Source organism: Azospirillum isscasi, from assembly GCF_030849505.1.
Classification (GTDB): Bacteria; Pseudomonadota; Alphaproteobacteria; order Azospirillales; family Azospirillaceae; genus Azospirillum; species Azospirillum isscasi.
The window spans coordinates 1-19,696 of record NZ_JAUJFI010000112.1 but is presented as its reverse complement, the minus strand read 5'-3'; the positions used below and the strand labels follow the sequence as shown (position 1 = coordinate 19,696).

The 19,696-nt window shown below is 71.0% G+C and carries 21 protein-coding genes and 1 pseudogene; 13 read left to right on the top strand and 9 right to left on the bottom strand.

Translation table 11 applies throughout. The features are described 5' to 3' along the window. Positions 1-399 (top strand): annotated as a pseudogene (locus QSG27_RS19815) (trifunctional transcriptional regulator/proline dehydrogenase/L-glutamate gamma-semialdehyde dehydrogenase); the annotation flags it as partial. Positions 400-438: 39 nt separating this feature from the next. Here the strand turns inward: QSG27_RS19815 and QSG27_RS19810 are convergent. Then, complete coding sequence (locus QSG27_RS19810; RefSeq protein WP_306709154.1) at positions 439-627, bottom strand: hypothetical protein; 189 nt, start codon at positions 625-627, stop codon at positions 439-441. A 213-nt stretch (positions 628-840) separates the two neighbouring features. On the opposite strand from QSG27_RS19810, the gene QSG27_RS19805 reads away from it, so the two are divergent. Both QSG27_RS19805 and QSG27_RS19800 read left to right on the top strand, forming a co-directional pair. After that, complete coding sequence (locus tag QSG27_RS19805) at positions 841-1,881, top strand: MBL fold metallo-hydrolase (protein WP_306709153.1); 1,041 nt, start codon at positions 841-843, stop codon at positions 1,879-1,881. Between the two features lie 195 nt (positions 1,882-2,076). Then, a complete protein-coding gene (locus QSG27_RS19800; RefSeq protein ID WP_306709152.1) occupies positions 2,077-2,382 on the top strand; it encodes a hypothetical protein in 306 nt (101 codons plus the stop codon). A gap of 30 nt (positions 2,383-2,412) precedes the next feature. Here QSG27_RS19800 and QSG27_RS19795 read toward each other — a convergent pair whose 3' ends face one another. The 4 genes from QSG27_RS19795 to QSG27_RS19780 form a co-directional block, all read right to left on the bottom strand. Beyond that, complete coding sequence (locus QSG27_RS19795) at positions 2,413-2,844, bottom strand: hypothetical protein (protein ID WP_306709151.1); 432 nt, start codon at positions 2,842-2,844, stop codon at positions 2,413-2,415. A 138-nt stretch (positions 2,845-2,982) separates the two neighbouring features. Then, positions 2,983-3,318 carry a hypothetical protein gene (locus QSG27_RS19790; protein ID WP_306709150.1) on the bottom strand — a complete coding sequence of 112 codons (336 nt, stop codon included), beginning with the start codon at positions 3,316-3,318 and terminating at the stop codon, positions 2,983-2,985. A 32-nt stretch (positions 3,319-3,350) separates the two neighbouring features. Next, positions 3,351-4,202, bottom strand: coding sequence for an anti-sigma factor family protein (locus QSG27_RS19785; protein ID WP_306709148.1), 852 nt, complete (start codon positions 4,200-4,202; stop codon positions 3,351-3,353). A 3-nt stretch (positions 4,203-4,205) separates the two neighbouring features. Continuing rightward, positions 4,206-4,727: a sigma-70 family RNA polymerase sigma factor gene (locus QSG27_RS19780; RefSeq protein ID WP_306709146.1), complete on the bottom strand. Its 522-nt coding sequence runs from the start codon at positions 4,725-4,727 to the stop codon at positions 4,206-4,208. A 385-nt stretch (positions 4,728-5,112) separates the two neighbouring features. Between QSG27_RS19780 and QSG27_RS19775 the strand changes: the two genes are divergently transcribed. Then, positions 5,113-6,534: a diguanylate cyclase gene (locus QSG27_RS19775; RefSeq protein ID WP_306709145.1), complete on the top strand. Its 1,422-nt coding sequence runs from the start codon at positions 5,113-5,115 to the stop codon at positions 6,532-6,534. Between the two features lie 31 nt (positions 6,535-6,565). Continuing rightward, positions 6,566-6,916 (top strand): ArsR/SmtB family transcription factor, encoded by a 351-nt coding sequence (locus QSG27_RS19770; protein ID WP_306709143.1) that lies wholly within the window; start codon positions 6,566-6,568, stop codon positions 6,914-6,916. A 7-nt stretch (positions 6,917-6,923) separates the two neighbouring features. Here the strand turns inward: QSG27_RS19770 and QSG27_RS19765 are convergent, their stop codons facing one another. From QSG27_RS19765 to QSG27_RS19755, 3 genes are read right to left on the bottom strand one after another with little or no spacing between them, the layout of a single operon-like run. Further along, complete coding sequence (locus QSG27_RS19765) at positions 6,924-7,250, bottom strand: rhodanese-like domain-containing protein (RefSeq protein WP_306709141.1); 327 nt, start codon at positions 7,248-7,250, stop codon at positions 6,924-6,926. A 53-nt stretch (positions 7,251-7,303) separates the two neighbouring features. Further along, positions 7,304-10,555, bottom strand: coding sequence for an efflux RND transporter permease subunit (locus QSG27_RS19760; RefSeq protein WP_306709140.1), 3,252 nt, complete (start codon positions 10,553-10,555; stop codon positions 7,304-7,306). 10 nt (positions 10,556-10,565) lie between these two features. Further along, entirely contained in the window at positions 10,566-11,603 is a 1,038-nt protein-coding gene (locus QSG27_RS19755; protein WP_306709139.1) for an efflux RND transporter periplasmic adaptor subunit, read from the bottom strand. A 121-nt stretch (positions 11,604-11,724) separates the two neighbouring features. Between QSG27_RS19755 and QSG27_RS19750 the strand changes: the two genes are divergently transcribed. From QSG27_RS19750 to QSG27_RS19735, 4 genes are all read left to right on the top strand, one after another. Then, entirely contained in the window at positions 11,725-11,928 is a 204-nt protein-coding gene (locus QSG27_RS19750; protein WP_306709137.1) for a YgaP family membrane protein, read from the top strand. Positions 11,929-12,044: 116 nt separating this feature from the next. Beyond that, positions 12,045-13,340 (top strand): NAD(P)/FAD-dependent oxidoreductase, encoded by a 1,296-nt coding sequence (locus tag QSG27_RS19745; RefSeq protein ID WP_306709135.1) that lies wholly within the window; start codon positions 12,045-12,047, stop codon positions 13,338-13,340. Positions 13,341-13,437: 97 nt separating this feature from the next. After that, on the top strand, positions 13,438-15,288 hold the full coding sequence (locus QSG27_RS19740) for a sensor histidine kinase (RefSeq protein ID WP_306709133.1): 1,851 nt from the start codon (positions 13,438-13,440) through the stop codon (positions 15,286-15,288). Next, positions 15,278-15,889, top strand: a complete 612-nt coding sequence (locus QSG27_RS19735) for a response regulator transcription factor (protein WP_306709132.1) — start codon at positions 15,278-15,280, stop codon at positions 15,887-15,889. The genes QSG27_RS19740 and QSG27_RS19735 overlap by 11 nt, the downstream gene beginning before the upstream one ends. Positions 15,890-15,893: 4 nt before the next feature. Here QSG27_RS19735 and trxC read toward each other — a convergent pair whose 3' ends face one another. Further along, a complete protein-coding gene (gene trxC / locus QSG27_RS19730) occupies positions 15,894-16,343 on the bottom strand; it encodes a thioredoxin TrxC (RefSeq protein WP_306709130.1) in 450 nt (149 codons plus the stop codon). Positions 16,344-16,593: 250 nt separating this feature from the next. Between trxC and QSG27_RS19725 the strand changes: the two genes are divergently transcribed. The 4 genes from QSG27_RS19725 to QSG27_RS19710 form a co-directional block, all read left to right on the top strand. Next, positions 16,594-17,184: a hypothetical protein gene (locus QSG27_RS19725; protein WP_306709128.1), complete on the top strand. Its 591-nt coding sequence runs from the start codon at positions 16,594-16,596 to the stop codon at positions 17,182-17,184. A 78-nt stretch (positions 17,185-17,262) separates the two neighbouring features. After that, positions 17,263-18,048 (top strand): SDR family oxidoreductase, encoded by a 786-nt coding sequence (locus QSG27_RS19720; RefSeq protein WP_306709126.1) that lies wholly within the window; start codon positions 17,263-17,265, stop codon positions 18,046-18,048. Positions 18,049-18,077: 29 nt separating this feature from the next. Continuing rightward, on the top strand, positions 18,078-19,439 hold the full coding sequence (gene pabB / locus QSG27_RS19715) for an aminodeoxychorismate synthase component I (protein ID WP_306709124.1): 1,362 nt from the start codon (positions 18,078-18,080) through the stop codon (positions 19,437-19,439). Beyond that, on the top strand, positions 19,436-19,696 hold a 261-nt coding region (locus tag QSG27_RS19710), incomplete at its 3' end, for an aminotransferase class IV (RefSeq protein WP_306709122.1). The genes pabB and QSG27_RS19710, both read left to right, overlap by 4 nt.

The following is a 19,696-nucleotide window of genomic DNA, read 5'->3' as shown; positions in this document are numbered from 1 at the left end:
CTGCTGCTGCCGCAGACGCGGACGGGGCTGCTGCTCCAGCTCGGCGCGGTCCTGGCGACGGGCAACAGCGCCGCCGTGGACGCCCCTCCGGATCTGGCCGAGCTGCTGCGCGGCCTGCCCCCGGCGCTGGCCGCAAGGGTGCGGACGACCGCGGACTGGCGCGACGCGGGACCCCTCGCCGCGGTTCTGGTGGAGGGCGACCGCGAGCGTGTGACCACGGTCAACCGGCGCGTGGCGGAGCTTTCCGGCCCGATCCTGCTGGTTCAGGCGGCGGCCGGCGAGGCGTTGGCGGCCGGGCGGGGCGATGGCTACGACCTCGACCTGCTGCTGAACGAGCGCTCGACCAGCGTCAACACCGCGGCGGCGGGCGGCAACGCCAGCCTCGTGGCGATGAGCTGACGGTCCAGGGCAGGTCTGGCGGGGTGGGCGGTGCGCCGCCTACCCCGCGATCTCCCGCTCGATCACCAGCTCCTCGTCGTCGATGCGCAGGAAGGACCCGACCTCCAGGTCGCCTCGGGCGATGGCGTCGTTGATGATGATCTGCGCCTCGGCGAGCGTGATCGTCCGGTCATCGAAGAAAACCGGCCCGTCGGCGTGGCGGATGATCCGAAACGTTGCCGTGGTCATCCGGGCATTCTCCTCTGGCAGTATCCTTTGGATAACCGGCGGGCGGCCCAATCGTCGCGTTTCCACCCGATGCGCCCGCGCCGCCCCCGTGGAGCGGAAGCGCGGTCCGTCAATGAGCGGAATGTTCTATTTGCGGATGGTTGACCGGACGCAATCCAACAGGTAGCCAGGAGGTCCCGCTACACCGGACCGCAGCGCAGGAGGGTCATCAGGGTGAAAGACGACGCCGAACTCATCCGCCATCCGTTTTCCGAACCGCCGGACAATGGGACGGTCCGGGAGGTGGCGCCGGGTGTGCTGTGGCTGCGCCTGCCGTTGCCCTACGCGCTGGACCACGTCAACCTCTACCTGTTCGAGGAAGGGGACGGCTGGGCGCTGTTCGACACCGGGCTGGGCGACGACGTCAGCCGCGCCTGCTGGGACCGGGTGCTGCGCGGCCCGCTGGGCGGCAAGCCCATCGTCCGGCTGGTGGTCAGCCACTTCCACCCCGACCATGTCGGGCTGGCCGGCTGGCTGCATGAGCGCTTCGCCCCGCCCCTGCACATGACGCAGAGCGAGTATTTCTTCGCCAAGCTGCTCCAGCAAGGCCGCGATCCCCAGGCGCTGGAGGCGCAGGGCACCTTCTACCAATCCGGCGGCCTGTCGCCCGACGAGATCCAGCAGATGCTGGGCCGCGGCCTCAGCTACCTGAACCGCACCACCGGGCTGGCCCCCAGCTTCGAGCGGATGATCCCCGGCCAGACCCTGCGGCTGGGCGGGCGCGACTGGCGCATCCTGACCGGCGGCGGCCATTCGCCGGAGCAGGCGATGCTCTATTGCGCCGCCGACCGGCTGTTCCTGGCCGCCGATCAGGTCATCGCCCGCATCTCCCCCAACGTCAGCGTGTCGGCGATGCAGCCCAAGGCCGATCCGCTGGCGCTCTACCTCTCCTCGCTGGCGGCGATCCGGGAGGAGGTGGCGGCGGACGCGCTGGTGCTGTCCGGCCACAAGCTGCCCTTCTACGGGCTGGACCACCGCACCCGCGCGCTGGAGGCCCACCACGCCGACCGCTGCGCCCTGATCGCCGAGGCCTGCCGCGTCAAGCCGCTGAGCTGCAAGGAGCTGGTGCCGGTGCTGTTCCGCCGGGCGCTGGACACCCACCAGTTGAGCTTCGCCTTCGGGGAGGCGCTGGCCCACCTCAACCACATGGCCGCACGCGGCGAGCTGCGCGCCGAAACGCGCCCCGACGGCGTGCTGGCCTACCACAGCGCCTGACGGACCTGGGTTTACGGCGGGGGCGGGGGCGGATCGCATTCCCCTTAATTGCCTATGAACCGGCGCCGGGGGCGGACTGTTGTCCAGGCGGCGGCTCATCCGTTCGTGCGATTGCCGTTCTTGCGGTTGGACGGCGAGTGGCCTCCATGTCACACTTCAAGCGTCACCCTTCGTCACGCGGTGAGGGAGAGGCCCATGTCCGATGCTCAGGAAGAAGTCTTGGCCATGCAGGGCCGGACCGAACGCGCGATCCCGTTCACCGCCACCTCCGCGGCCACCTCCGCCCTCGCGTCCGCCGCGGCGCTGTTCCGGAAGATCGAGGCGCCCCCGCCGCCGCCCGCGGAGGAGTGGATCGTCGGCGATGCCGGGGCCTTCGGCATCGGCGCCTATGGCCGCCTGCCCATCCCGGCCCCAGCGACACCGCTGGCGCCGGACCTGCTGGCGCGGCGGGAGCTGGCTGCAAGGCTCGACGGCGGGATGGCGGCGGACGACGCCGGCTAATCCGACGCCGGCTGATCCGCAGCCGTTCCTTCAACCGTCCTTGCGGTACAGATCCACCAGCGCCGTGAGCACGGCGGGGTCGTCGTAGCGGCCCAGGAACAGGTCGCCGATGGCCCGGCGCAGCAGGATGCTGATGCGGGCACGGGCGCGGCCATGGACGGCGCCTTCCAGCCGGCGGCAGCGGTTGCACAGCAGGCGGACCCGCTCCACGGCGGAGCGGGTGATGCGCAGCGCCTCGACGCTGACCAGGACATCGGTGGTGGCGGCGTATTCGGCAGCCTCCGGCCAGGGCACGCGGCGTCCGCGCCCGTCGCGCCAGGTCTCGTCCGCCCCGTCGTACCAACGCCCGTCGGGCAGGCAGCGCACGACCACCCCGTCGGGCCGCCCGCAGCAGCGGCAGCGCAGGTTCCCCGCCGTCTCCCCCACACGCACCGGGTCCAGATAGGGCGCACGGATCTGCATCCGGCCCCCGGCGCGTGTCTGCCTGCCCCGCATCGGCTGTCCCATTCCCTGCCTTGTTTCTCCCGCGCGGGGGCGGTCCCCGGCGGGACGGGGACCATGTCACAGTTTCAGCGTCGCCGCGCGTGACTTCTGCGCGGATCAGGCGGCGAAGGGCATCAGCAGCAGCGTGACGGAGGCCAGCAGGAAGGCGGCCATGGACCGGCGCCCCACGGCGACGGCGGCGTCCTCCTGTCCGCTCTCGTCCAGGCGCAGCGCCAGGAAGCCCTGGGCCATGCCGGTGGCAAAGGTCACGATGTGGATGATCGCGAGGCCGGGCAGCGCGTCCAGCCCGAGGAACAGGGTGACCGCGCCCAGCACCATGCCGTTGAGGGCGGCCTGCCGCAGGATCGGGTCCCAATGCTCGCGGGCGACGAAGGTTTCGGCCAGGTCCAGCGGATGGCCGTTCCGTTCGTCCGGATCGCTGTGCAGGCTCATGGCTGGGCTCCACAGGTTCGATGAGGGCGGGTTCAGGATCGGCGGACGCTGTCCGCCATCCGCTTGGCGACGTTCAGCAGATCGCCATCGGCCTTGTTGCCGGTGACGGTGTAGGCGACCAGCCCGGCCCGCCAGTAGACGAGCCGCAGGCTGTCCTGCACGACGGTGTGCAGCGTGCCGTCCTGCGCCGGGTCCCCGGAGGCGACGAACAGGGTCAGCAACTCACCGTCCGGCTCCCGGTAGAGAAACTGCAGGGCGGTCCCATGGTTCCACGGCACGATGGCGGCCCGGATCAGGGTCAGCTCCGGATCGATGGCGGGAAGCGCCACGGTCATGCCGCGGTCCGCCCCCATCGGCACCCGGGCCGTCTGCACCGTTGCGGCCTGCGCCAGGGCCGTCTGCGCCAGGGCCGGGACCGGCGTGGCGTCCGCCTGGGGCGGGGAGGGGTGCAGCGCGCTGAGGGCGACGGCCTTGGAATGGGCCTCCACCGCCTCGTCCGCGAAGGCGGGGACGTCGTCGGTCTCGCCGGCCAGTTGCGGACCGGACCCGCCCTCCTGCACCCAGACGGTCAGGCTCCACCCCCCCATGACCAGCAGCATGGCGGCGGCCAGCGGGGCGACCCGCCGGGTGAAACGGTCCATGTCCAGACGCCAGCGCAGGCGCCCGGCCAGCGTTTCGGTCTCCCGCAAGGTGACGCCGGACATCATGTCCAGCCCCAGCTTCAGCATCTCCTGCTGGTGCAGATAATCGTGCAGCTTCGCGGCCAGGGCCGGGTTCGCGGCCAGCTGGGCCTCGAAGGCGGCGCGGCGCGCCGGCTCCATCTCGCCGTCCATGTAGAGATGCAGGTCGGCGTCCTGGTTGAGGCTGATCGGATCACCGCCCATGGCTCACCTCACCGCCCGCAGCGGGGATGGCTGGGCGCGGTCCCGATGCCCCATCTCCACGCGCAGGGCCTCCCGCCCGCGGGCCAGCCGCGACATCAGCGTGCCGAGCGGGATGTCCAGCAGCCGGGCGGCCTCCTGGTAGCTCATCCCCTCCACGGCGACGAGGGTCAGGACGCGGCGCTGCTCCTCGGGAAGGGTGGCGAAGGCTTCCATGGTCCGCATCAACTCCACATGGCCGGGCTGGCTGGGCGGCACCTGCCCGTTGGACATGGCTTCGATGGCCGAGGCCCCGCGCGCCCGCACCTGCTCCCGCCGCACCCCGTTGACGTGGACGTTGTGAAGGATGCCGAACAGCCAGGACCGCAGGTCGCCGTTGGGGCGGAAGGTCCGGGAGCCGGAAATGGCGCGCACCAGCGTTTCCTGCACGAGATCCTCCGCATCGTCGCGGTTGCGGGCCAGCGCCAGCGCGTAGCGGCGCAGGGAACGCAGTTGATTCGACAGCTGGTCGCGCAGGCTGAACGTCACGTCTCCACCCCGTGGACTGGATTTCCCGATTTCCTGCAACGTTTTCGTTTCGGGACGGCCCTTTAATCCCGGCCCGCCCGCCTTTGCGCAAGAAATTGACCGGTCCGCCGCCGGCTGCCGCGGAACGGGACGGAAACACGGGGAAGGCGCGCCATGGAGAAGCCCCTCGAATTGGAGTATAGTCCTCTCGCTATGAGGACGGCCCTGACCGGCACACTGGTTCCGGAGCCATTCGGACGGGAGGGTTCAATTGGGACTGCGCGCCGCAATCGATTGCCTCGCATCCGATATCGCCCGCCGGATGGGGTCCGGGGGAGCCCTGCGGTGCGGGGAGACGGTGCCCGCGGCCCGGGATTCCATCATAGGTGGGAAATCCCATAGGCTATTGCTCTCCGCCGCTGTGATCCTGCTCGTCCTGCCGGCTGCGGGGCTCTCCCAGACCGCCACCCCCGGCCCGGCGGCGCGGTTCTGCGTGGACCCGGACTGGCCGCCCTACGAGGTCATCGACCGGAACGGCGCCCATGAGGGCATCGCCGCCGATTTGCTGGCGCTGGCGTCGACCCGCGCCGGCCTGCAACTGACGCTTCACCCGACCAAGGACTGGGACAGCAGCCTCGCCGCGTCGAAGGAGGGGGCCTGCGACCTCCTCAGCTTCCTGAACCAGACCCCCAAGCGCGAGGAATGGTTGATCTTCACCGAGCCGCTGTTCATCGACCCCAACGTCATCGTCACCCGCGAGGATCACCCCTTCGTCGCCGATCTGGCCGCGGAATCCGACAAAACGATCGTGCTGCCGAGCGGAACCTCCATCGAGGAGCGGGTCCGGCGGGATTTTCCCCACCTGCGCGTCGCGATCACCGACAGCGAGGCCGACGCCTTCGCGATGGTGTCGAACCGCAAGGCCGACCTGACCATCCGCTCGCTGACCGTGGCCGTCTACACCATCAAGAAGGAGGGCTGGTTCAATCTGAAGGTTTCCGGCCAGGTCCCCGGCTACGAGAACAAGCTGAGGGTCGGCGTCCGCAAGGAACGGCCCAATCTCCGCGACCGGCTGAACCAGGGGATCGCCACCATCACCCCGCAGGAGCGCAACCAGATCGCCAACCGGCACGTGTCGATCAACGTCCAGACCGAAATCGACTACGAACTGGTCCGCAACCTGATCCTCGGCTTCTCGGTGGTGCTGCTGTCCAATCTGGCCTGGGCCATGAAGCTGCGCAAAGCCAACGCGCAGCTTCGCCTGATGTCGCGGACCGACCGGCTGACCGGCCTGCGCAACCGCGCCGCGCTGGACGAGCTGATGGCCACGGAGACCGGCCGCTCCACGCGGCATGGGCGGACCTTCGCAATCGTCCTGATCGACCTCGACCATTTCAAGGCCGTGAACGACCGGTTGGGTCACCTGACGGGCGACCGGGTTCTGGTCGCCTTCGCCGGACTTCTGAAGGAGACGACCCGCCAGCTCGACACGGTGGGCCGCTGGGGCGGCGAGGAGTTCCTGATCCTGTGCCCGGAAACGAACGCCGGACAGGCCCATCTCCTGGCGGAGCGGATCTGCGACGCGGTGCGGTCCCACGCTTTCGAGACCGGCTGGCGCCACACGGTCAGCGCCGGGGTGGCGGAATGGCGCGCCGGTGAGACCCTCGACAGCCTGCTGCAGCGCGCCGACGAGGCCCTGTACCGGGCGAAGCGCGACGGGCGGGACCGGGCCTGCGGCGACGGCGGCGACAGCGGTGACAGCGGTGACGGCGGCGACGGCGCGGCCTGCACAAACCGCTTGATCGCCGAAGACCTCCCTATAAATTAGAACCATCTGATTTACAGGCCGGACGAGGCCCATGCCCCCCACCGATCCGCCGCTCGACCCCGCCGAGCTGGAAGCGCGGGCCGCCGAGGCGGAAGCCTTCCTGCGGTCCATCGCCAGCCGCCACCGGCTGATGATCCTGTGCAGCCTGCTGGACGGCGAGGTGCCGGTGAGCGACCTCGTGCGGCGGCTGGGCCTGTCGCAGTCCAACCTGTCCCAGCATCTTGCCAAGCTGCGGGAGGAGGGGCTGGTCGCCACCCGGCGGGACGGCACCTCGATCCACTACCGCATCGGGTCGGACCGGGTGCGCCCGATCCTGCTGGAGCTGTACCGCCAGTTCTGCGTCGGCGCCCGCTGTGTGGCCGACGCAGACCCGATGCCCTGAAAGGCGCCTATCCGCGCTCAATCGGGCCGGACGCGGCCATCCAGGCGGCCATGCCGCCGTTCAGCCGGTGGATGCCCCCGGCGTAACCGCTGGCGGCCATCCGTTCGGAGGCCGGGCCGCAGCGGCGCCCGCTCTGGCAATGGAAGACGAGGTGCCTGCCCGCCGCATCCGGCACGCGGGCCGGGTCGAACTGCGACAGCGGCACCAGCGTGGCGCCGGGGATGTGTCCGGCGCGGTGCTCTTGCGGTTCGCGGACGTCGACGATCACCGCCGAGCCGTCCCTCAGCCATCCCATGACGGTGGCCGCATCGACGGTCTTGATCTGGTCGCTCATGGCGTTTGCGCTCCGGTTGAGGCCGAGAAGGGAAAGTATGGTCTTGAGCATGGTCATCCCTGGATGAAGGCGGGTTCACGAAGGCGGCGGCCGGCGGCTTCCCCACGAAGCACGATGTAGATCGCCGGGATCACCAGCACCGTCAGAAGGGTCGAACTGAACAGCCCGAACAGCAGCGAGATCGCCAGCCCCTGGAAGATCGGGTCGGTCAGGATGAAGGCGGCCCCGATCATCGCGGCGACGGCGGTCAGCAGGATCGGCTTGAAGCGGATCGCCCCGGCCTCCAGCACCGCGTCGCGCAGCGGCATCCCGCGCTCCCGCAGATGGCGGATGAAGTCCACCAGAAGGATGGAGTTGCGCACGATGATCCCGGCCAGCGCGATGAAGCCGATCATGGACGTGGCGGTGAAGGCCGCCCCGAACAGCCAGTGGCCCAGCACGATGCCGATCAGCGTCAGCGGCACCGGCACCAGGATCACCAGCGGCAGCTTGAAGCTTCCGAACTGCGCGACGACCAGAAGATAGATGCCCAGGATCGCCACGCCGAAGGCCGCCCCCATGTCGCGGAAGGTGACGTAGGTGATCTCCCACTCGCCGTCCCACAGCAGCACGGGTTTGCTCTGGTCGTCCGGCTGGCCGTGCAGGCGGATTTCGGGCGCCGCGGGCAGGCCGGCGGCGGCCCAGTCGATGGCGTTCAGCCGGTCCTGCACGGCGAGCATCCCATAAATCGGCGCTTCGAACCGCCCGGCCAGATCGGCCATCACCATCTCGGCGAAGCGCCCGTTGCGCCGGAACAGCGGGTGGGAGGCGGGCTCCCGCGTCATCGTCACCAGATCGCCCAGTTCCACCGTGCCGCGGGCACCGGGCACCGGCGTGGCGAGGATGCGTTCGGACAGGAAAAGGCCCGACTGCGGCATCTGCACGGCGATCTCGATGGGCGTGCGCCCCGCCCCGCGGTGCGAGTAGCCGACCGCCACCCCGCCCGCCAGCGCCCGCAGCGTGTCGTAGACGGCCTGCTCCTCCACCCCGTGGAACTCCAGGCTTTCCTGGTCCAGAGCGAAGCGCAGCCGTTCGCCGGACGGGCGGACGCTGTTCTCCACATCGACGATGAAGTCCACGCCCCGGAAGGCGCCCTCCACCGCCTGGGCCGCCTTGCGCCGCGTCTCGGCGTCGGGGCCGTAGACCTCCATCAGCAGGGTGGAGAGCACCGGCGGGCCGGGCGGCACCTCGACCACCTTCAGCACGGTCCCGGCGGGCAGGGGCAGGCCGGCCAGCCGCGCCCGGATGTCGAGCGCGATGGCGTGGCTGCTGCGGCTGCGCCCGCCCTTGGGCACGAGGTTGACCTGGAGATCGCCCTGCTCCGGCTGGTCGCGCAGGTAGTAATGCCGGACCAGCCCGTTGAAATTGAACGGGGAGGCGGTGCCGGCATAGGCTTGGACGCTGGCCAGTTCCGGCAGATCGGCGATCGCCCGCGCGGCGGCGAGCAGAGCGCGCTCCGTGTCCTCCGGCGCCGCGCCGCGGGGCAGGTCCAGCACCACCTGAAGCTCCGACTTGTTGTCGAAGGGCAGCAGCTTGACCGCCACGTCCTTGGTGTAGAACAGCCCCGTGGAGGCGAGGGTCGCCACCCCCACGGCCGCCAGGAAGATCCAGGCCCGGCGCTTGCTGCGCACCACCGGACGAGCGGCGGCGAGGTACAGGCGGCCCAGCAGCCCGCCGCCCTGCCCGTTATGACCACCGCCATGACCACCGCCACGCCCGCCCGCCGGCGATTCTCCGGGACGCAGCTTCACCATCAGCCAGGGCGTCAGCACCATCGCGACGAAGAAGCTGAAGACCATGGCCGCGGAGGCGTTGGCCGGAATCGGGCTCATATAGGGACCCATCAGGCCGGACACGAACATCATCGGCAGCAGGGCGGCGATGACGGTCAGGGTGGCGACGATGGTCGGGTTGCCGACCTCCGCCACCGCCTCGACGGCGGCCTGGACCTTGCCGCGCCCGTCGCGCATGGACCAGTGGCGGTCGATGTTCTCCACCACCACGATGGCGTCGTCCACCAGGATGCCGATCGAGAAGATCAAAGCGAACAGGCTGACGCGGTTGATGGTGTAGCCCATCAGCCAGGACGCGAACATGGTCAGCAGGATCGTCGTCGGGATGACGACCAGGGTCACCAGCCCCTCCCGCCAGCCGATGGCCAGCACGATCAGCCCGACGATGGTGACGGTGGCGAGCGCCAGATGGAACAGCAGCTCGTTCACCTTCTCGTTGGCCGTCTCGCCGTAGTTGCGGGTGACGGTCAGCGTCAGGTCCTTGGGCAGCCCTTCCTGTTCGATGGCGTGGACGCGCTCCAGCACCCGGTCGGCGATGGTGACGGCGTTGGCCCCGGCGCGCTTGGCGATGGCGATGGTGACGGCGGGGCTGCGGACCAGCCCGCCCTTGCCGTCCGGCACCAGATTCCAGGCGCTGCTCTCGCCGGGCCGCGCGCCCACCACCACGTCGGCCACGTCCTTCACATAAACGGGCCGCCCGTCGCGGGTGGTGACCAGCAGCAGCCCGATGTCCGCCGTGCCCTGGAGCGTCTGGCCGGCGACCACCGGCAGGCTGCCGCCCGCGCTGCGAACCGACCCGGCGATGAAGGAGCGGTTGGCGTTCTTCACCTTGTCCACGAGCTGGTTCAGCGTGACGCCGTAGAGCGCCAGCCGTTCCGGGTCGGGCTCCACCCGGATCTGATCGGGGTGACCGCCGACGATGAAGCTGCGCCCCACATCGTCCACCTGGACGAGCTGCCCCAGCAGGTCGTCGGCCACGCCGTGCAGGGCGTTGGCGGTCCAGCGCCCGGCGGCCTCCGCCTTGGGCGACAGGGTGAGCGTCAGGATGGCGACGTCGTTGATCCCGCGCCCGACGATCAGCGGTTCCGGGATGCCCAGCGGGATGCGGTCCATGCTGGCGCGCACCTTCTCGTGCACGCGCAGGATGGCGTCGTCGGACGGGGTGCCGACCAGGAAGCGCGCGGTGACCACCACGCGGTCGTCCATGGTCTGGCTGTAGGTGTGCTCCACCCCGTCGATGCCCTTGACGATCTCCTCCAGCGGCCTTGTGACCAGTTCCACGGCGTCACCGGCCTTCAGCCCGTCCGCCTGGACCAGGATGTCCACCATGGGAACGCTGATCTGCGGTTCCTCCTCGCGCGGGAGGGAAAGCAGCGCGATGGCGCCGACCGCCAGCGAGGCGAGCAGCAGCAGCGGGGTCAAGGGGGAGCGGATGAAGGTCCGTGTCAGCACCCCGGAAAGGCCGAGTTTCATGGCGCGCACCTCACGAACCCGCCGGGCGGACGATCACGTCGCCGGGCTTCAGGCCGGACAGGATCTCCAGCCCGCCGGGCTGGCCGTCCAGCGCGGGAATGGCGCCGCCGGCCTGGACCGGAACCTCCGTCCCGTCGGCCAGCCGGACGAAATCGGTGCCGAAGCGGCGCAGCAGCCAGTCCGGCGGGATCACCACCGCCTCCCGCGTGCCGGTGGCGACGTAGACGCGCACCCGCTCGCCCACGAAGAAATCGCCCAGACCGCTGACCGTGGCGTCGGCCACCACCTGCCCGCCGGCCATCTCCGGATAGACCTGCCGGACGCTGCCGCGCGTCAGGGCCGTGGCGCCGGGATCGGCGACGGTCACCGGAGCCAGCCCGCGCTGGCCGACCAGCACCGGATCGCCCTCCCGCAGGAAGCGGGCGTGCCGTTCCGGCAGGTGCAGGCGCAGGATGTAGGTGTCGGTGGCGATGCCGGCGACGGCCTCGCCCGGCATCACGACGGCGCCGTCGATGACCTTGACGTGGAGGATGCGCCCCGCGGCGGGGGCCAGCACCTCCCCCTCGCGCAATTGCTGGGCGACGACGGAGCGTTCGGCCTCCATGGCGGCGATCTGGGCGCGGGCGACGTCCAGCGCTGCCTGCGCGTCGTCCAGCCGCTGCTGCGTGCCGGTGCCGCTGGCGCGGAGCTGCCGGGCACGGCCAAGCTCCAGTTCCGCCTGATGCTGCTGCGCCTTCAGCGCCTGGATGCGCGCGTCGAGCGCCGCGAGCTGGAGCGGCAGCTTGGGGTCGCGCACGGTGGCGATGACCTGCCCGACCGTCACCTTGTCGCCTTCCGTCACCTTCAGGTCGGCCACGGTGCCGCCGATGCGCGTGCGGGCCAGCGTCTCGCGCACGCTTTCCACGGTGGCGAAGACGGCCTTCAGATCCTCCACCGGGCGGGGCTGGACGGTCAGGGTGCCGGATTGGGCGAGCGCCGAAGACAGCGGAACGAACGCCGCCAGCAGGGCGGCCACGGCCAGCGTGCGTGGAGCGGAGAAACGGGGCATGGCGGGCCACCTCGAACGGGAAGAACGGATCTCATGGCGTCTTGACTCATTAATTTAGACATTGCTAAATTAGTGTCAATGAATGAATCAGCCCGCCGTTGGGCCAGAGGGAGACGCCGCCATGAGCATCGACCGCGTTGTGATGGCCTTCGCCGGGACCATGATCCTGGCGAGCCTTGCCCTGGCCCAGCTGCACAGCCCGGACTGGCTGTGGCTGACCGCCTTCGTCGGGGCGAACATGCTCCAGGCGGCTTTCACCGGCTTCTGCCCGCTGGCGGCCGTCCTGAAGCGGGCCGGGCTGCGTCCGGGCGTGGCCTTCGAGTAAGCGCAGACCGGGCAGGAAGGGGCCTTCCGCCCCGATCACCCGCACAACCGGGCAGCCGAAGACCGGCGAGAAAGAACCGGCCGAACAGACCCGGACCTTCTGGAGAGGAAACGGATATGGCCCACATCGTCGTTCTGGGGGCGGGCATCGGCGGCATTCCGATGGCCTATGAATTGAAGGATCTGGCGCGGCCCGGCGACCGGATCACCGTGGTGTCGAACACCCGTCATTTCCAGTTCGTGCCGTCCAACCCCTGGGTGGCGGTCGGCTGGCGCACGCGCGGCGACATCACGGTTTCGCTGGCGGAACCCTTCGCCCGCAAGGGCATCGCCTTCAACCCGTCCGGCTGCCGCGGCCTGCGGCTTGCGGACAACGCGCTGGATCTGGGGGACGGGACCAGCCTGACCTACGACCAGCTCGTGATCGCCACCGGCCCCGAACTGGCCTTCGACGAGATCGAGGGATTCGGGCCGCAGGCCAACACCGTCTCCATCTGCCACGTCGATCACGCGGAGGAGGCGGCGCAGCGGTGGGAGGATTTCTGCCGCAACCCCGGCCCGCTCGTCGTCGGGGCGGTGCAGGGGGCGTCCTGCTTCGGCCCGGCCTACGAGTTCGCGATGATCGCCGACGCCGACCTGCGCCGCCGCAAAATCCGCCACAAGGTGCCGATGACCTTCGTGACCTCCGAACCCTACATCGGGCATCTCGGGCTCGGCGGGGTGGGGGACACCAAGGGGCTTCTGGAATCGGCGCTGCGCGAACGGCACATCCAGTGGATCGCCAATGCCCGCGTCGACCGGTTCGAGCCGGACGCCGTGCACGCCACGGAGGTCGATGCGGACGGCAAGGACAAGGCGCAGCATGTGGTGGCCAGCCGTCTGACCATGATGCTGCCCGCCTTCCGGGGCATCGCGCCCCTGCGCGGGGTGGAAGGGCTGGTCAACCCGCGCGGTTTCGTGCTGACCGACCGGCACCAGCGCAACCCCACCTTCCGCAACGTCTTCAGCGTCGGCGTGTGCATCGCCATTCCGCCGGTGGAGAAGACCCCGGTCCCGGTGGGCGTTCCGAAGACCGGCTACATGATCGAGACCATGGTGAGCGCCGCCGCCCACAACATCCGCGCCGTCCTGGACGGGAAGGAGCCGGCGGAGGAGGCGACCTGGAACGCGCTCTGCCTCGCCGATTTCGGCGACAGCGGCGTCGCCTTCGTCGCCATGCCGCAAATCCCCCCGCGCAACGTGAACTGGTCGTCGCACGGGCGCTGGGTCCATCTCGCCAAGGTCGGGTTCGAGCGCTACTTCCTGCGCAAGGTGCGCAAGGGCATCGGCGAGCCGGTCTACGAACGCTACGCGCTGAAGCTGCTGGGCCTGACGCGCATGCAGGCGGACGCGGCGGCCACGCTGGACGGTTGAGAGCCGACGCGGGTTGAAAGCCGCGGAGTATGGGTGTATGCGGCGCGTGGGGACGCAGCCTCCCCGCGCCCGTCCCCGTCCCCGTCCGAAGGATGCCATGCGGTTCACGGTCCGACCGGTTTGCCTGACGCTGGCCGGAATGCTCGCCCTGGCGGTTCCGGCCTGGGCCGCGGAGCCGCCGATCCGCGTCGGCGTGCTGGCCTACCGCGGCGGCGACCACGCCAACGCCGTCTGGGAGCCGACCGTCCGCTATCTGGCCGAGCGCTTTCCCGGTCGCGGGGCGGAGATGGTGCCGCTCGACCTGCCGGGCATGGAGGCGGCGGTCGGCGCCGGCAGCGTCGATTTCGTGCTGACCAACACCGGCAACTATGTGGAGCTGGAGGCGCGCCACGGCGTCACCCGCATCGCCACGCTCCACTCCTCGCGCGCCGGGGCGTCGGGCGCGGCGGTCGGCTCCGCGGTGATCGCCCGCGCCGGGCGCGAGGACATCCGCAGCCTGGGGGACCTCAAGGGCAAGACCGTGATGGCGGTGGACCCGGACGCCTTCGGCGGCTTCCAGGTCGCCTGGGGGGAGATGCTGAAGGCCGGGGTCGATCCCTATGGCGACCTGAAGGGGCTTCGCTTTTCCGGCTTCCCGGTGGACCGCATCGCCTTCGCCGTCCGCGACGGGGAGGTGGACGCCGGCGTGCTGCGCGCCTGCGTGCTGGAGGAACTGGCGCAGGAAGGGCGGCTCGATCCCGCACAGTTCCATGTCGTCGCGCCCAGGGCGGCGCCGGGCTTCGGCTGCGCCCTGTCCACCGGACTCTACCCCGACTGGCCGCTCGCCCGGCTCGCCTCCACGCCGGAGGATCTGGCGAAGGCGGTGGTGGTCGCCCTGTTCCAGATGCCCGCCGATCATCCGGCGGCTCTGGCCGGCGGATACGAGGGCTGGACCGTGCCGATGGACTACCAGCCGGTCCACGGCCTGTTCCGCAGCCTGCGCATCGGGCCGTACGAGCATCTGCGCGACGTCACCCTCCTCGACCTCGCGCGGGAACACTGGCACTGGCTGGCCCTGGCGGCGCTGGCCCTGCTGTGGTGGGCGGCCCATTCGCTGCGGGTGGAGCATCTCATCAAGGTGCGCACCGCCGAACTGCGCGACGCCAACCGCGAGCTGCGGCGCGAGATGGCCGAGCGCCGCCGCGCCGAGGACACCGCCCGCGAGCGGCAGAAGGAGATGGACCATGTGGCCCGCCTCTCCATCCTTGGCGAGATGGCCAGCAACATCGCGCATGAGCTGAACCAGCCGCTGGGCGCCATCGCCAACTACGCACGCGGCTGCACCCGGCGGCTGGAGGCCGGGGTGGGGACCGCCGCGGAGTTCGCCGAAGCCTCCCGCGCCATCGCCGCCCAGGCCGACCGCGCCGGCCAGATCATCGCCCGCATCCGCGATTTCGTGCGCAAGCGCGCCGCCCGGCTGGAACCGGCGGACGTGAACGGCGCGGTGGAAGCGGCGTTGGAACTCTGCGCCGGGCGCGCGCGCAGCGCCAACATCCCCGTCACCCGCGCCCTGGCCGCCGGCCTGCCGCCGGTCCTGGCCGACCGGGTGCAGATCGAGCAGGTCGTGCTGAACCTCGTCAAGAACGCGCTGGATGCCATGGAAGGTGTGGCGGGCGGCGCGGCGGGGGAGGGCGGGGGCGTCACCGTGCGCACCGGCCTGGACGGGGAAGGGCGGGTGGAGATCGCCGTGGCCGACCGCGGGCACGGCCTGTCGGCGGAGGCGGGCACCCGCCTGTTCGATCCCTTCTTCACCACCAAGCCCGGCGGCATGGGGCTGGGCCTGTCGATCTGCCGGACCATCGTGGAATCCCACGGCGGCCATCTCTGGGCCACCGACAATCCGGGCGGAGGAGCGATCGTGCGTTTCGTCCTTCCCGCCGCAGCGGAGGAGCACGCCGATGCACCCTGACGCGAACCGCACCGTCTACGTGGTCGACGACGACCCCGCGATGCGCCATTCGCTGGCCTGGCTGATCGGCTCGCTGGGCGTGGCGGTGGAGTGCTTCGGTTCGGGCGAGGAGTTCCTGCGCGGCGTCCGGGCGGACCGCCCCGGCTGCCTCGTCACCGACGTGCGCATGCCGGGGATGAGCGGGCTGGAGTTGCAGGACACGCTGGCCCGCGCCGGGTCCGTCCTGGCCGTGGTGGTCATCACCGGCCATGGCGACGTGCCCATGGCGGCCCGCGCCTTCCGCGCCGGGGCGGTGGACTTCATCGAGAAGCCCTTCAACGACCAGCTCCTCCTCGACCGGGTGCACGAGGCGCTGGAGAGGTCGCGGCAGGCGTGGGAGGGGCAGGCGCGCAAGGCCCATGTCCGCGCCCTGCTGGCCCGCCTGACCCCGCGGGAGCGGCAAGTCGCCGATCTGGTGGTGCAGGGCAAGCCGAACAAGGTGATCGCGGCGGAGATCAACCTCAGCCCGAAGACGGTCGAGGTGCACCGCCACAACGTCATGGACAAGCTGGAGGTCGCCTCCGTCGCCGACCTCACCCGGCTGCTGCTGGAGGCGGAGTAGCGGTTTAGACGGACGCCATCGCCTGCCGCACCCAGCCGAGCAGGGCGGGCAGCGGCATCGCCCCGGCGGTGCGCGCCACCTCGCGCCCGTGGCGGACCAGGACGATGGTCGGGATGCTGCGGACGCCGAAGCGGGCGGCTAGCTCCGGCGCCGCCTCCGTGTCCACCTTGGCGAGACGGACATGGGGCTCCAATTGGCCGGCGGCCTGTTCGAACACCGGGGCCATCATCCGGCACGGCCCGCACCATTCCGCCCAGAAGTCGATCAGCAGAGGCAGGTCGCTGCGCTCCGCGTGGGCGGCGAAGCGGGCGGCGGTCAGGGCGATGGGCTTGCCCTGGAACAGCGGTTGTCCGCAACGCCCGCATTTTCCGGCGCCGGGCTGGTCCAGGCGCCCGCGCGGCATGCGGTTCAGGGTGTCGCAGCTCGGGCAGGCGACGTGCAGAAGGTCGGACATGGCGCGGTTCCCCTCCATGGCGGGCATCTTTATGAGCGTGATCTAATGCAGCACGCGGCAAGCGCAAGAGGCCGGCGGCGCGGCGCGGGGCGGCTCCGGACACCCCGTCTTCCGGAAGGGCAAACGGACGGCACGACTCTGCGTTGCGCGCCTTCGGCATTGCGGTTGGCGGGGCGCTGTTTCTAGAATGCCGCCCCGTGGCCGTTTCCCGCCGGAGCAGCCAAGTCCTTCCGCAGAACCGCGATTCCGAATGAAGCCTTCCTTTTCGTCCGCCTCCGCCGCCGGCTTTTCCTCCATGGAAGATCCCGGCCCCGCCCTGGCGCGCGCGCGGGCGCTGACGGCGGGGTGGGGGCCTGGGGCACGGGCGCTGTCCACGCTGCCCGCCGCCGCGGTCCCGGCGTCCTACCGGACCCTGCTCGACCACGGCCGCGGCATGACCGCCGTCCTGTCGGAGCGGTGGGGCGAGCCGGTGGGCGTGCGGGTGCTGCGCCAGCGGATGGAACCGGACGGGACGGCGCTGCTGCGCGACATCGTTCTGACCGTCGGACCGGACGCGCTGCCGGTGGAGCTGGCGAGCATCCGCATCGCGCTTGGCGGCTTTCCTGCGGACTTCGCCGACCGGCTTCGCGAGGGGCAGGAGCCGTTCGGGCGCCTGCTGTCCCGCAGCGGCATCCACTTCTCGGTGGAGGTGCTGGGCCTGTTGACGGTTCCCGCCGCCGAGGTTTGGGCCGCGGAGGGGCGCGTGCCCCCCGGCACCACGCTGTACGGGCGCATCGGGCGGCTGGTGCGGGCGGACGGCTGGACCATCGCGGAAACGGTGGAACTGCTGCCCCGCGCCTGACCGGATGGGGTGCCATCCGGCGGGGCATCTGCTAAACCTGCCTGACCATCCCTCCCCTCAGCATCCGGATCGGTGACCATGACCGCCCCGCATCTTCCCTATCTGTCGCAGTTCTCGCTGGAGGGCCGGGTGGCGCTGGTCACCGGGTCCGGGCGCGGGCTGGGGCTGGAAATCGCCCGCGCCATGGCCGGGTCAGGCGCCCATGTGCTGTTGAACGGGCGCGACGCCGCGCGGTTGCAGCCGCAGGCCGACGCCATTGCCGCGGCGGGCGGGCGGGCCTCCGTGCTGGCCTTCGACGTGGCCGACCGGGACGCGGTGCGGGACGCCTTCGCGCGGATCGGGCGGGAGCACGGGCGGCTCGACGTGCTGGTCCAGAATGTCGGGCAGCGCAACCGCAAGCCGCTGACCGACTTTGCGGACGAGGAAATCGGCGATCTGCTGAACGTCGATCTGGCCGCCGGCCTGATCCTGGCGCGGGAGGCGGCGCGGCTGATGCTGCCGCAAGGCTTCGGGCGGCTGATCGCCGTGACCTCCATCGCCGGGCAGGTCGCCCGCCCGAACGACGCGGTCTACGCCGCCGCCAAGGCCGGGCTGACCGGCATGGTGCGGGCGCTCGCCGCCGAATACGGCGCGAAGGGGCTGACCAGCAACGCCATCGCCCCCGGCTTCTTCGCCACGGAAACCAACGCCGGCATCACCGGCGACCCGGCCCTGTCCGCCTATTTCGAGGGCCGCACCCCGATCGGCCGCTGGGGCCGTCCGGAGGAGATCGCCGGAGCCGCAGTGTTTCTGGCCTCCGCCGCCGCGTCCTACGTCAACGGTCATGTCTTGGTGGTGGACGGCGGCGCCACCATTCTCATGTGAAGGCCGGTCCTACAGGAAGCAGCGCCGCCATGCTGGCGATCCCCACGTCATGCGCCGATCCGGCGGACGCCTTCGGCGCCCTGTCCGGACAGCCCTGGTCGATGCTGCTCGACAGCGCGGCCCCGCACCCGGCCCATGGCCGCTACAGCTACATCGCGGCGGAGCCCTTCCGCACGCTGGAGTCCCTCGACGGGCGGGCCTTCCTCGACGGGCAGGCGGTGGACGGCGATCCTTTCGCCGTGCTGGCGGAGGAACTGGCCCGCCACGCCCGTCCCGAAGAAGCGCCGGGGCCGGCGCCCTTCCGCGGCGGGGCGGTCGGCTTCATCGGGTACGAAGCGGGATTGCGGCTGGAGCGGGTCCGCTCGCGCCATCCCAACACCAGCGGCCAGCCGGACATGGCCTTCGGCTTCTACGACGCGGTGGCCGCCTTCGACCATGCGGAGCGCCGCGCCTGGGCGATCGCCGCCCGTCCGGAGGCGGAGGGCCGCGCCCGCGCCCTGGCCGCCCGTCTGGAGCGCGGCGCGGCGTCCCCGCCCGGCCCCGTCCCGGCATCCCCCTGGCGGAGCGAACTGGCCCGCCCCGACTATCTGGCACGGGTGGAGCGGGTTCTGGAATACATCCGGGCCGGCGACATCTATCAGGCCAACTTCACGCAGCGCTTCCTGGCGGAGCGGCCCGCCGGGCTCGACACCTACGCGCTGTACCGGCGGCTGCGCGCGATCAGTCCGGCGCCCTTCGCCGCCTATCTCGATTGCGGCCCCCGCCTGCGCATCGCCAGCGCCTCGCCGGAGCGCTTCATCCGCCTGAACGCCGCGGGGGAGGTGGAAACCCGCCCGATCAAGGGCACCCGCCCCCGCTACGCCGACCCCGCCGCGGACGCCGCCGCCGCCGCGGAACTGGTGGCCAGCGTGAAGGACCGGGCGGAAAACCTGATGATCACCGACCTGCTGCGCAACGACCTCGCCCGCGTGTCGGCGGTGGGCAGCGTCCGCGTGCCGGTCCTCTACGGGCTGGAGAGTTTCGCCAGCGTGCATCACCTCGTCTCGGTCGTGACCTCCCGGCTGCGGCCCGGCCTGGGGGCGGTGGACCTGCTGCGGGCGGCGCTGCCCGGCGGCTCGATCACCGGAGCGCCCAAGATCCGCGCCATGCAGATCATTGACGAGCTGGAGGCGGCGCGGCGCGGCGCCTATTGCGGCTCCGTCGCCTGGATCGGCTTCGACGGCGCGATGGACAGCAGCATCGTCATCCGCACCCTCTCCATCACGCCGGACGCGGTGATCGCCCAGGCCGGCGGCGGCATCGTCGCCGACTCCGACCCGGCGGGGGAGCATGAGGAGATGATGGTCAAGATCCGTGCCCAGCTTCGCGCCCTGGAGGAAACCGCGGGATGAGCGGCGGGCTTCTCTGGCTGAACGGGCGCCTGCTGCCAGCGGACGAGGCGCGGATCGACCCGGCGGACCGCGGCTTCACGCTGGGCGACGGGCTGTTCGAGACGATCCGGGTGTCCGGCGGAACCACCCGCCATCTGGACCGGCATCTCGCCCGGCTGGCGGAGGGGGCGGCGCTGCTCGGCCTGCCGCTTTCCCACAGCGCCGCGGCGCTGGCCGGGGCCGCCGCGGCGCTGATCGCGGCGCAGGGCCGCGCCGAC